This is a genomic window from Rathayibacter sp. AY1B5 (genome assembly GCF_002932795.1).
Lineage (GTDB): Bacteria > Actinomycetota > Actinomycetes > Actinomycetales > Microbacteriaceae > Rathayibacter.
In genome coordinates this window covers 19,482-31,205 of the sequence record NZ_PSWM01000031.1, presented here as the reverse complement: position 1 = coordinate 31,205, position 11,724 = coordinate 19,482, and the positions used below count along the sequence as shown (strand labels likewise).

Sequence of the window (11,724 nt, the reverse complement as noted above, 5' to 3'; positions counted from 1 at the left end):
CGTGTGTCCCGAGGGGTCGTCGTGCCGGGGACGAGCAGGCGCTGGGCTTCTCGCCGTTCAGGTCTCGTGGCGGGAGGGTCCCGACCGGGGAGGCCGCCGCTCCGCCCGCATCACCGCCCCCGCGCGCAGGAACGCCGAAGGGCGGACACCTCGCGGTGCCCGCCCTTCGGCGTGATCAACGGCCGGAGCCGCTGAGGGGTATTAGCTGGCCGGGGGGGTCAGCACGGTGTCGATGAGGTAGACGGTCGCGTTGGCGGTCTGGACGCCACCGCAGATGACGGACGCGTCGTTGACCTTCAGGTCGTCGCCGGAACCGGTGACGGTGAGGTTGCCGCCCTGGACGGTGGCGTGGTCGCCGGCGATCGCGTCAGGGGCGATCTGGCCGGGGACGACGTGGTAGGTGAGGATCGAGGACAGCGTGGCGGCGCCCTCGGGGGTCTTGAGGGAGTCGACGGTCGCGGCGTCGAGCTTGGCGAACGCGTCGTCGACGGGGGCGAAGACGGTGAACTCGCCGCTGTTCAGCGTGTCGACGAGGTTGACGTCGGGGTTGAGGCCACCGGAGACCGCAGCGGTCAGGGTGGTCAGCAGCGGGTTGTTCGACGCGGCGGTCGCGACGGGGTCGAGCGACATGCCCTCGACCGAGCCGGCGCCGTCCGGGACCTGCTCGGCGTAGGCGGCACAGCCGGGGCCGACGAGGTTCGCGGCCGGGTCCATGGTCGCCATGGGGGTCGAGGAGGCGGAGGCCGACGAGGTGGCCATCGGGGTCGACATCTCGGTCGCCGCGTCGCTGGCGGCGGTGGTCGAGCCGCTTCCGCTCGAGCAGGCGGTGAGGCCGAGGGCGGCGGTGCCCAGCAGGGCGAATGCGGCGAGGGCGGAACGCTTGGTGGATCGCATGGGATTACTCCTTCGTGAGACGGCCCCCACTCGATGCGGAGGACCTGTTCTGTGTGGACCGTGTCGCGGCCGTTGACAGGTGTTCGGAGCCCTCCCTGCGGGGGTTTGGGTTTCTTTCGGTGATCTAGGTAACGGCTTCGTAACGGCAGGGAACCGGGAGCCGGCGGGGTGCTCCGCCCAGTCGATTACCCTGGAGACGTCGCGCGCACGCGTCGACACGACGAGCAGAGGACGAGCGAGTGCAGACCCGAGGCGCACGAGTGGCACGCGGCATCGCCGCCGCTCTCGCCGCGACCGCCACGGCCGCCGCCTCCCACACGCTCGCGGGCGCCGAGACCCCCGCTCCCGCAGTCCTCGCCCTCGCCGCGGCGTTCGCCGTCGTCGTCTGCGTCCTCCTCTCGGGGCGCCGCCTCTCCCTCCCTCGGCTGACCGCCGCCGTCCTCGTCAGCCAGATCGCCTACCACGGGCTCTTCCTCGTGACGGGCAGCGGAGGCGAGGTGAGCGTGGTCGGCACGACGGGCACCGGCGCGCACTTCCACGACGGATCGACCATCGAGCTGATCGCCGGCGGAGGCGGGCACGCGGCTCATGCTCCGCTGATGCTCGTCGCCCACCTCGCTGCGGCCGCGCTCACGGTCGCGGCACTGCGGCACGGCGAGCGCCTGTTCTGGACTCTCGGAGCCGGCCTGCAGCGCGTCGTCGTCCGGATCGTCACCCGTGCGTCCGCCCCGGTCCTCGCGGGGGCTCCGGGCGTTCCTCCGACGAACGCGGCCGAGCCGCGGTCGCCCCTCACCCTCGACACGGTGCTCTCGATCCTCAGGCACCGCGGCCCGCCGCTGCGCGCCCTGCGCGCCGCCTGACGTCCCTCCCGCGCGGGAGCGGCTCAGGTCGGTGCTCCCGCGCGCACCGCGAATCCGCGCTGCGTCCTGACCTTCCGGCCCACGGCCGGACCTCCCCAAGGACACGACTGTCATGAACCGCTCTTCTTCTGCTGTTTCTTCTTCCTCCCGTCTCCGCCTCGTCGGCAGTGGCGCTCTCGTCGCCGCCGGATCCGTCGCGCTGGCTCTCAGCGCACCGGCCGCGGCCAGCGCTCACGTGACCGCGGCGGCGAGCAGCACGGCCGCCGGCTCGTACACGGTGGTCACGTTCTCGCTCGCCCACGGCTGCGAGGGCTCGCCGACGACGGGACTCACGATCACGATGCCCGACGGCATCAACTCGGTCAGCCCCACGATCAACCCGAACTGGGACGTCGTGAAGAACGAGGTCGCGATCGCCGACCCGGTCACGGACTCCCACGGCAACACCGCCACCCAGCGGGTCTCGGACGTGGTCTACACGGCGAAGACGCCCCTCGCCGACGGCTACCGCGACACGGTCGCCCTCCAGCTGCAGCTCCCCGAGGACGCAGCGGGCTCCACGCTCGAGTTCCCTGTGCTGCAGACCTGCGAGACGGGCAGCACCGCGTGGGACCAGCCGACCGTCGACGGCCAGGACGAGCCCGAGCTGCCCGCACCCACCGTCGCAGTGACCGCCGCGGAAGCGGGATCCGGTCACGGGGGCGGACACGACGACGACGGCGACGGTGACGACGCGGTCGCGACCACCGCCTCCGCGACGACCGCCACGAGCGGCGACGACGTGCTCGCCCGCATCCTCGGAGTCGGCGGGCTCGTCGTCGGTGCGGTCGGCGTGGCCGTCGGGCTCGCCTCCCGCCGCCGCGGACCCCGGGCGTCGGCGTGACCCGTCGCAGGGCCCTGGTCGCCGCCACCGCGATCGGGCTGCTCGGCTCGATCGCGGTGGCGGCGCCCGCCAGCGCGCACAACTACCTCGTCTCGACGACTCCCGCGGCGGACTCGACGGTGACAGAGCAGCCGGGAACGCTGGTGCTGACGACGAACGACGACCTGCTCGTCCTCGGGACGGACGGGACGGCGGCGGCTCTGCGCGTCGTCGGGCCGGACGGGCTGTACTACGGCGACGGCTGCGTCAGCGTCGTCGGGCCGGAGGCGTCGATGCCGCTCGAGCTCGGTGCTGCGGGGGAGTACGAGGTGACCTGGCAGGTCGTGTCGACGGACGGGCACCCCGTCTCGGGTCAGTACGCCTTCGACTGGGCGCCGGCCGACGGCGCTGCGCTCGCCGACGGGTCGGACTCGATCCCGGACTGCAACGGGACCGTCGCGGTCTCGGGAGGCGGAGCCGAGACCGCCGATGAGGCCCGGACGGAGTCGGGATCGGATCCGGCACTTCTCGGCGACGTGCTCTGGATCGGCGGCGCTCTCGCCGCAGTCGCCGCCGCCATCGGGGTGACCCTGCTGGTGCTGCGGCGCCGACCCCGCGATTGAGTCTCGCGAGCTTCCTCGGACCCTCGCCGGTCAGCGCAGGAGGCTCGCGAGAGGCCCCTCGCCGAGACCGGTGAGGACGGCCGCCGCGTCCTCGTAGACGGCGACGGCCCCGGCTTCGCGGAGTTCGTGCTCCGAGGTGCCGCCGGACAGGACTCCCACCGTCGCGAGGCCCGCGCGCTCGGCGGCCAGGACGTCCCAGGTCGCGTCGCCGACCATGACGGCGCGGTCGGCGGAGACCCCCGCTCGGTCCAGCGCGATCGAGATCAGGTCGGGTGCGGGCTTCGCCGTGGAGACGTCCGCTCCGCTCGTGACGGCGTGGACGGACCCGCCGAAGTCGAGGACGTCGAGAAGAGCGTCGAGCTCGTTCTGCGGCGCCGAGGTGGCGAGGACGACGCGGACGCCTCGACCGACGAGCGTCGCGACGAGCTCGCGAGCGCCCGGCAGAGGAACGATGCGGGCCGTCGTCTCGGCGTAGTTCTTCGTGTGCAGCGACTTCACCAGCGCACGCCGCTCCTCCTCCACCTCGTCCTCGAGGAGCATGTCGAGCAGCTCCGACGAGTCGGCGCCGATCGCCCGCTGGATCCGCCAGGCGGGGACGACGAGATCGGCCTGCCAGAAGGCGCGCGACCACGCCTCGACGTGGAGGAAGTTCGTGTCGGCGAGGGTCCCGTCGATGTCGAAGAGGACCGCGGCGGGCGCGACGGGGGTGTCGTTGTCAGCTGTCATCCGCTGAACAGTACGCGCCGGGTGCGGCGCCCCGTACCCCCCTTGACGCAGGCCGTCGACGACGTCAGGAAGCTGTCACGTCCGGAAGCTGCCGCGGCGCCTCAGGTCGCCGTTCCCCCGCCGTTCCGGGCCGGCGGCGGGCTCTCGATGGCAGCAGAGGGCATGCCCGGAAGCTGACGTTGTGGCCCCCTCGAGGGTCGGCGAGTCTCGATCCACAGGCCGACGAGGATCCCTTCCTCTCCGGCACGGACCACCGGAACGAGGGACAGCCCATGTCGAAGACCCGCCAGCTCCTGATCACTGCCGCCGTGGCGGTGGGACTCGCGACCGCCGCCGCCGGACCGGCCTCGGCGGATGCGCTCAGCGCCGCGAGCCTGCAGCAGGTGCAGGACGTGCAGGACACGCAGCACGTGCAGCAGCTCGAGCGGATCGTCGAGCGCGTCGTCCCCGGCGTCGTCCGTCCGCAGATCTGGGACTGGTGAGCCGCAGGCCCCGTCCCTCCGACCCGCGTCCCACCGACACAGAACGAAGGAAGAGCATGAGCATCCTGCAACGACCGGCAGCCGCACCGCAGACGGCCGGCCGCTCCTCGGACGGCGACGTCGTCGTCGTCGAGGGTCTGGTGAAGACGTACGGCGAGTTCCGTGCGGTCGCAGGTCTCGACCTCCGGGTCGGTCGCGGCGAGGTCTTCGGCCTCCTCGGTCCCAACGGCGCCGGCAAGACCACCACGATCGACCTGCTGGTGGGGCTGCGTCGCCCGAGCGCCGGCTCCGTCCGCATCCTGGGTCTCGATCCTGCGGCCGACCGGGCCGCCCTCACCGCCCGCGTCGCCGTGCAGCCGCAGGAGGCGAGCCTCTACGACACTCTGAGCGTCGCCGAGACGCTGCGCCTGTTCGCCTCGCTGCACACCGCACCGCGGCCGGTCGCCGAGATCGCCGAGCGGATCGGCCTGGCCGACCAGGCCGGGGTGCGCGTGAAGCGGCTCTCGGGCGGCCAGCGCCGGCGCCTCCTGCTCGGCGTCGCCCTGATCGGCGATCCTGAGCTGGTGGTGCTGGACGAGCCCTCGGCCGGTCTGGATCCGGCGGCGCGTCAGAGTCTCTGGAGCCTGATCGCCTCGCTCCGCGAGCGGGGCACCACGGTCGTCGTCACCACGCACCACATGGACGAGGCGAGCGTGCTCTGCGACCGCGTCGCGATCGTCGTCGACGGCGCGATCGTCGCCGTCGGCGCCCCCGAGGAGCTGGTGCGCCAGCGCTCCGCGCATCGCCGGGTGTCGTTCACGCTCCCGCTCGAGGCCGCTCCGGACGCGCTGCTGGCTCATCCGGGGGTCGTCTCGCTCGAGACCTCGCCCGGCGCCGACGAGCAGCGCGTGGAGGTCGTGACCAGCGACTCCGACGATCTGATCGCCCACCTGACCACCGCCGGCTGGCGGCCCCGCGACCTGACCGTCGCGACCCGGACACTCGAGGACGTGTTCCTCGCACTCGCCGAGACGAGCGATTACGAGTCCCGCTCCCGCGGGACGAAGCGGAAGGGACGGAAGAACCGATGACCGCCACTCTCGAGGCCCCGCCGCGCTCCGCGCTGGCCGAGCTGAGCCTGACCAACGCGCGCGAGCTGCTCCGCGACGGGAAGACGATGTTCTTCCTCCTGTTCTTCCCGCTGTTCTTCCTGGGGCTGTTCTGGTTCCTGGCGAACACGATCGATGCGGAGTCGCCCCGGCCCGTGGTGACGGTGGCGGAGTCGTCCGGCAGCGCCGCGCTCGTCGACCGGCTCGAGGCCGACGGCTTCACCGCGACCGAGGCGGCTCCGGGCACGACCGCCCCGGGGTCGACGGCGATCGTCACCGTGCAGGAGGGTGGCGCGACCGTGCTGCTCGACGCGCAGGAGAAGCCGCAGTGGCGCGGCCTGGTCGACAGCGTCGCCGCCGAGGGGATCGCGCGGACGAGCATCTCGGCGGGCTACAGCGACGGCACGGCGGTCTTCGATCCGCTGCGCAACAGCCTCGCCTCGATCGTGATGGTCTCGTTCCTCACCCTGGCTCTGCTCGGCACCGCCGTGCCCGTCGTGGGTCTGCGCGGCAAGGGGACTCTGCGCCTGCTCGGCACCACTCCGCTGCGGCGCTCGACGTTCATCCTGTCGCAGTCGCCGGCCCGGTTCCTGCTCGGAGTGGCGCAGCTGGCTCTCGTGATCGCGGTCACCGCGGTGCTGGGCTACCTCAGCCCGGCCGCCGTGCCCCGGCTGATCGTGACGGCCCTGATCGGCCTGACCATGCTCTTCGCGATCGGCTACCTGATCGGCTCGCGGGCCTCGAACTCGGAGGCGACCACCACCGTGGTCTCGCTGCTGATCCCCGTGGCGCTGATGCTCTCCGGGTCCGTCATCCCGCTCAGCGTGTTCCCTCCCGAGGTCCAGGCGGTCGTCTCCTGGCTGCCGACGACGGTGCTCGCGAACGCCCTCTCGGTCGATCTGGTCGGAGCGGTGGACGCCGTGGACATCGGGGTCGCCTGGGGCGTCATGGCCGCGGTCGCGGCGCTCGCCGCAGGACTGGCGACCGTGCTCTTCCGCTGGGACCAGGGGGAGAAGCGATGACCGGCGCGCAGCACGACCTCGGCCGTCTCGCCGATCTCGACCGCCTCGTCGGCCCGCTCGGAGTCGTCCACGGAGTCGACCGGCTGCCCAACCAGCCCGGTGAACCCGGCTTCCCGATCTACGTCGCGCAGATCGGCGACCTCTCGCCCGTCTCGCCGAACGTCCGGGAATCGACCCGCGGAGGGTCCACTCGCGGCGGGATCGACGGCGCCGGCGGCGCCCTCGACCCCGAGAAGGCCTCCCGCCTCTGCCTCGCTGAGGCGATCGAGCGCTACGCGTCGTGCTTCGTCCCCGAGGACCAGCTGATCTGGGCCGCATCGGACGAGCTCGGCGACGAGGGCATCGACCTGCGCCGCTTCCCGCAGTGCTCGGAGGCGGAACTCGCCCACCCGCGCTCGATCCACGCCCCGGTCGACACGACCGCGCCCCTCCGCTGGACGCGCGGCTGGTCGCTGACCCGTTCGCGGCCCGTGTACGTGCCGGCCGTCTCCACCTGGCTGCACATCCCGGCCCGGACGCCGACCGAGCGCTTCACGATGCCGATCTCGACCGGATGCGCGACCCACACGTCGCTCGCTCAGGCCGTGATCAACGGGCTCAGCGAGGTCATCGAGCGCGACTCGATCGCCCTCACCTGGCTGCAGCGGATCCCATGGCCGCAGCTCGACATCGACGTCGACGACGAGCGCCTCGCACCGTTCCTCGAGCGCTACCGCACCAGTCACGTGCAGACCCGCTTCTACGACGCGACGACCGACGTCGGCGTGCCGACCTTCTACTCCGTCGACGTCACCCCCGAGAACGAGGTGCTCGGCCAGCTCGTGATGTGCAACACCTCCCTCGACCCGGTCGACTCGGTCGCCAAGATGCTCCGGGAGTCCGCGTCGTCGCGCATCGCCATGCAGGCCTCGCGCGGCCGGCCCGACGACGTCGCCGACTTCACATCGGTGTTCCACGGAGCCAGCTACATGGGTGAGCCGCAGCGGATCCGCGACTACGACTTCCTGCTCACCTCGACTGCGACGCGCCGGCTGTCCGAGATCCCGTCGCAGCTCCGCGGCGACCCCGAGACCGAGCTGCACGGCATGGTCGAGCGTCTCGACGCCATCGGCGCCGAGGTGGTCGTGGTCGAGATCACGACCGAGGAGGCGCGGGCAGCCGGCTTCCGCGTGGTCCGGGTGATCGTGCCCGAGCTGATGCCGCTCTCGTTCGTGCACACCGGCCGCTACCTCGCCCACCCCCGCCTCTACGAGGCCCCCGTCGCGATGGGATATCCCGCCGCCGACGAGGCCGGCCTCAATCCGCTCCCGCAGCCGTTCGCCTGACCCGGGCCGGCAGATCAAGGACGACATCATGAGAGTTCACCTCCTCGCCTCGGGCGATGCGGCCCAGGCCGTCGCGGACCGCCTCACTGCGGTGCTGCACGCCGCGGGCGACGTCACCGCGACCGACCGGGTCACCGCCGACCGCGGCCTCGACCCCTCCTACTGGCCGCACCCCGATCTGCGGATCGCTCTCGCCTGGCGCGAGTCGGCAGCGCTCTTCGAGGCCGTCGACCGCTCCTCCGTCGAGACGGGTGTGCCCACCACCCAGGCCGTCCTCGTCCACCCCCGGCTCCGGGTCGGCCCGACCCTCGTGCCGGGCGGCTCGGGCGGCCCGTCCGACACGATCGGCGGCTGCCAGCGCTGCCTCGAGCGGCGCCAGCGGCAGCACGACGGCGGTCTCGAACGTGCGGAGGCGCTGTGGCGCCGCTACGCCGACGATCCGTCCGCGGGCCCCGTCGGGCACCTTCCGCAGCACGTCTCGGTCGCCGTCGCTCTGCTCGCCGGCATCGCGACCGCCGTGCGGGAGGGGCGCGTCGCCGAGGAGCGCAACGTCGTCCGCACGGTGCACCTGCTGAACGGCACCACCCACCGCACCGAGCTGATCCCTGTGCACGGCTGCGAGCGCTGCGGAGTGCCCCGGCCCGACTCCACCTGGTCGGCGCTGGCGACCGAGCTCGCCGCCCTCGGCGCGACCGACCGGAGGAGTGTCCACCATGTCTGAATCCGGAGTGCTCGGGGCCGAGGCGATGGGTGTCGCCGCGCTGACCGATCCGCAGTTCCGCCTCCCGCGGCGCCCGCGGCTGGCCCCCGGCCTGGTCGTCGTCCCCGGCGACGACGGCGTGCTCGTCGAGGGAGGGCCGACCCGGCAGCTGCTCGGCGGCCGTGCGGCCGGCGCCGTGCTCGGCGCTCTGCTGCCGCTGCTCGACGGCTCCCGCTCGATCGAGGAGCTCGCCGCGGAGACCGGGCGGGCGCTGCGGGCGACCCACTCGGCCGTCGCTCTGCTCTACGCCAGCGGACTGCTCGAGGACGCCCAGGGCGCCCCCGACGTCACCGGCGCGGACCCCGCCGCACTGGCCTTCTACTCCCGCTCGATCGATTCGACCCGGGTGAACGCCTCCGGCGCCGAGGCCGTGCAGCGGCTGCGGACCAGCCGGGTGCTCGTCGCAGCCGGACCGACCGCGTCCGGACTCGCCGAGGAGCTGACCGCGGAGCTGCGACTCACCGAGATCGGCGAGGTCCGACTCGCCGAGCCGGGCACCGCCTCCGTCGATGGTCGGAGTCTGCTGATCCTCGTCGGCGACTCCGCACCGCTGCGCAGGGACGCCGAGCGCGCCGCCGCCGCCGGCGTGGGCGTGCTGCCGGTCCGGCTGCGCGGGCGCCGGCTGTACTACGGGCCCTACGTCGATCCCTCCTACACCGCACGGTTCGACGACATCGCCGACCAGATCGCGGGGGAGACCCACGACGACCCGAGCGCCCTGGACCACCCGCTGGCCGCCGCTCTCGTCGCCGCTGACGTCGCCGCCCTGCTCTCGCGGGTCGGGACGCCGCTGTCGCAGCAGTCTCTCGTGCGGCTCGACCTCGAGACCCTGGTGCAGGACCGACTGGTGGCGGTGCCGTCGACACCCGACGGGATCCCGCTCGCCTACGCCTTCGAGGCGTCGACTGCGTTCCCGCCGCGCGCCCTCGCCTCGCCGAAGGACCACCAGGTCCACTACAAGCAGTCGAACATCGTGCTGCAGCGCGACTCCAAGCGCTGGCCGAGCGCGCGCACCGTGGCGCTGGCCGAGCGCGAGACCGAAGGGTCCGCGTTGACCGCCGGCGTCCTCGCCGACCTCGTGATCCGCACCGCGGGCAACCGCGAGAGCGGCACCCCGCGAGAGGGCAAGGTGCACCGCTGGGCCGCCTCCGGGGGCAACCTCGGCTCCGTGCAGGCCGCAGTGCTCGCCCGGAGAGTGGCGGGGCTGCCGGCGGGCGTCTACGGCTACCAGCGCGGGGACGACACCTGGGCCGAACTGCCCTGGGCCGACCCCGAGGCCCGCATCGCCGGAGCCGATCCCGACGCCGACGCCGTGCTGGTGCTCACCGGTGCGCTCGGCCGGGTGGCGTCGAAGTACGCCGCCTTCGCCTGGCGCATCGTCCACCTCGATGCGGGGGTCGCTGTGACCCACGCACGACTCCTGGCGGCGCAGCACGGACTGCGTGCCGACGCAGCTCCGGCCTGGGACGACGCCGCGATCGGCCGCCTCCTCGGCATCGACCTCGACGCCGAGCCGGTGACGGCCGTCGTGTCGCTGCACGCCGCCGCCGCATCCACCACGACCGGAGGTACCGCGCGATGACCACGATCCCGACGCCGATGAGGGGGCTCCGCGCCCAGCACGAGCTGATCGGCGAGCTGCAGCAGAGCGTGCGGCTCTCGCCCGCCGCCCTCGCCACCCGCCCGTCGCCTGCGGCCCCCCGCCGCCCGCGAGTGCAGGGGGTGCGGCCGACCGGCCTGCCGACCGTTCCCGTCAGACGGGACGCGACCCCGCGCCTCCACAGCCTCGACGAGGTGCTCGAGCGCCGCGAGTCGGTGCGGTTCTACCGCGAGCAGTGGGTCGATGCCGAGGCCGTCGCGCAGATCGTGCGGGCGGGGCACCTGGCCGATGCGTCCACGTGGCCGGGCGAGGCGGAGGCGGGACTCGGCATCGAGCTGCTCGTCGCCGCGCGGCGCATGACCGGCTCGTCACCCGCGATCCTCCGGCTCGAGGGCGACGAGTTCGTGCCGCTCGCCGAGCTCGACGAGGAGAGCGCCGACGACCTGGTGCTGCAGATCGAGTACGCCTGGTCGCCCGTCATCCTCATCGCGATCGCGCCGCTCGCCGATGCGCTCGAGCGCTGGGGCGACCACGGCGAGCGCTTCGTCAATACGCGCGCCGCCGCGGCCGTCACGGCGGCGCTGCACGAGGCCGCGGGACTCGGACTCGCGGGCAGCCCCTTCGCGGGCTTCCTCACCTCTGGACTTCGTCGACTCCTCGATGTCGACGGCTACGCGAACGCCCAGCTGTTCGCCGCCTCCCTCGGCCATCCGGCCGTGGAGGGCGACATCGTCACCACCACCACCACCACCGGAAGGACCGCATCATGACCGCACTCCCCGCCTCCTCGTCCTCGGACGACGACCTGTTCTCGGTCGACATCGAGGCCCTCGATGTCGCCGAGCTGCCGGGCGACGCCGCCCTGGCGTCGCTGAGCTCGGGCTCGACGGTCGGCTCGGCCTCGTGCCCCGCCTCGTCGGCCTCGACCCTCGGCACCGTCGGCTGCTTCGGCTGAGCCGCGCCGGCACTCCTCCTCACTCACTCCTCCCACGACGAAAGGACCACTCCCATGGACGACCTCACCTCACAGGACCTCGACGGCGACTTCGGCGTCGACGAGCTCGACGCTCAGACCGCTCTGGGCACCTGGGGCTCCGCCGGCACGTTCAGCTCGGCCTCCTGCCCGGCCTCGACGGCGAGCTCGGGCGGATCCGCCTCCTCGTTCGGCTGATCGCCGACATCCGCACCACCCACCGCATCACCCTTCGAAAGGACACACCATGACTCAGAACGCCAGCGAGAACCAGGACCTCTTCGCCGACGACCTCCTCGCGCACGACCTCTCCGTCGAGGAGCTCGACAACCAGGTGGCAGCCGGTTTCACCACCGCGGGCTCGTTCGCGACCGGCGGCTCGGCGTCCTGCCCGGCCTCCTCGGCCTCGACCGGCAGCTCCTTCTCGAGCGCCGGCGACTGACCCGTCGTGCCGCCCGCTCCACCGCGGGCGGCACGACCACCCTCTCCACCCTCCCCTCAGCATCCGT

General features: G+C 72.9%; 15 protein-coding genes. 13 read left to right on the top strand and 2 right to left on the bottom strand.

Annotated elements, in window-relative coordinates:
• Positions 1 to 201 precede the first annotated feature (201 nt).
• A complete protein-coding gene (locus C5D44_RS15830) occupies positions 202 to 894 on the bottom strand; it encodes a fasciclin domain-containing protein (RefSeq protein WP_104223824.1) in 693 nt (230 codons plus the stop codon).
• 260 nt (positions 895 to 1,154) lie between these two features.
• Here C5D44_RS15830 and C5D44_RS15825 point away from each other — a divergent pair, with 260 nt between their 5' ends.
• From C5D44_RS15825 to C5D44_RS15815, 3 genes are all read left to right on the top strand, one after another.
• Positions 1,155 to 1,754, top strand: coding sequence for a hypothetical protein (locus tag C5D44_RS15825; RefSeq protein ID WP_104282220.1), 600 nt, complete (start codon positions 1,155 to 1,157; stop codon positions 1,752 to 1,754).
• A 112-nt stretch (positions 1,755 to 1,866) separates the two neighbouring features.
• Complete coding sequence (locus tag C5D44_RS15820) at positions 1,867 to 2,637, top strand: YcnI family protein (protein ID WP_104276852.1); 771 nt, start codon at positions 1,867 to 1,869, stop codon at positions 2,635 to 2,637.
• Complete coding sequence (locus tag C5D44_RS15815; RefSeq protein WP_104282219.1) at positions 2,634 to 3,239, top strand: copper resistance CopC family protein; 606 nt, start codon at positions 2,634 to 2,636, stop codon at positions 3,237 to 3,239. The genes C5D44_RS15820 and C5D44_RS15815 overlap by 4 nt, the downstream gene beginning before the upstream one ends.
• Before the next feature lie 30 nt (positions 3,240 to 3,269).
• On the opposite strand, the gene C5D44_RS15810 is transcribed toward C5D44_RS15815, so the two are convergent.
• Positions 3,270 to 3,965: an HAD family hydrolase gene (locus C5D44_RS15810; RefSeq protein WP_104276854.1), complete on the bottom strand. Its 696-nt coding sequence runs from the start codon at positions 3,963 to 3,965 to the stop codon at positions 3,270 to 3,272.
• A gap of 272 nt (positions 3,966 to 4,237) precedes the next feature.
• On the opposite strand from C5D44_RS15810, the gene C5D44_RS15805 reads away from it, so the two are divergent.
• The 10 genes from C5D44_RS15805 to C5D44_RS15760 are packed head-to-tail and all read left to right on the top strand — an operon-like array spanning position 4,238 to position 11,657.
• On the top strand, positions 4,238 to 4,447 hold the full coding sequence (locus C5D44_RS15805) for a hypothetical protein (protein ID WP_104282218.1): 210 nt from the start codon (positions 4,238 to 4,240) through the stop codon (positions 4,445 to 4,447).
• 56 nt (positions 4,448 to 4,503) lie between these two features.
• Positions 4,504 to 5,517, top strand: coding sequence for an ABC transporter ATP-binding protein (locus C5D44_RS15800; protein WP_104276856.1), 1,014 nt, complete (start codon positions 4,504 to 4,506; stop codon positions 5,515 to 5,517).
• Positions 5,514 to 6,557, top strand: coding sequence for an ABC transporter permease (locus C5D44_RS15795; protein ID WP_104282217.1), 1,044 nt, complete (start codon positions 5,514 to 5,516; stop codon positions 6,555 to 6,557). The genes C5D44_RS15800 and C5D44_RS15795 overlap by 4 nt, the downstream gene beginning before the upstream one ends.
• A complete protein-coding gene (locus C5D44_RS15790; protein WP_104276858.1) occupies positions 6,554 to 7,882 on the top strand; it encodes a YcaO-like family protein in 1,329 nt (442 codons plus the stop codon). Before C5D44_RS15795 ends, C5D44_RS15790 begins: the two co-directional genes overlap by 4 nt.
• 28 nt (positions 7,883 to 7,910) lie before the next feature.
• Positions 7,911 to 8,603 (top strand): hypothetical protein, encoded by a 693-nt coding sequence (locus C5D44_RS15785; protein ID WP_104282216.1) that lies wholly within the window; start codon positions 7,911 to 7,913, stop codon positions 8,601 to 8,603.
• The gene (locus C5D44_RS15780; RefSeq protein ID WP_146088073.1) at positions 8,596 to 10,224 is read left to right on the top strand and encodes a hypothetical protein; all 1,629 of its coding nucleotides are present in this window, start codon (positions 8,596 to 8,598) and stop codon (positions 10,222 to 10,224) included. Before C5D44_RS15785 ends, C5D44_RS15780 begins: the two co-directional genes overlap by 8 nt.
• Positions 10,221 to 11,012, top strand: coding sequence for a nitroreductase family protein (locus tag C5D44_RS15775; protein ID WP_104282214.1), 792 nt, complete (start codon positions 10,221 to 10,223; stop codon positions 11,010 to 11,012). Before C5D44_RS15780 ends, C5D44_RS15775 begins: the two co-directional genes overlap by 4 nt.
• Positions 11,009 to 11,197, top strand: coding sequence for a thiocillin family RiPP (locus C5D44_RS15770; RefSeq protein ID WP_104276862.1), 189 nt, complete (start codon positions 11,009 to 11,011; stop codon positions 11,195 to 11,197). Before C5D44_RS15775 ends, C5D44_RS15770 begins: the two co-directional genes overlap by 4 nt.
• A gap of 54 nt (positions 11,198 to 11,251) precedes the next feature.
• Positions 11,252 to 11,413, top strand: a complete 162-nt coding sequence (locus C5D44_RS15765) for a thiocillin family RiPP (RefSeq protein WP_104276863.1) — start codon at positions 11,252 to 11,254, stop codon at positions 11,411 to 11,413.
• A 49-nt stretch (positions 11,414 to 11,462) separates the two neighbouring features.
• Complete coding sequence (locus tag C5D44_RS15760; protein WP_104276864.1) at positions 11,463 to 11,657, top strand: thiocillin family RiPP; 195 nt, start codon at positions 11,463 to 11,465, stop codon at positions 11,655 to 11,657.
• Positions 11,658 to 11,724 lie beyond the last annotated feature (67 nt).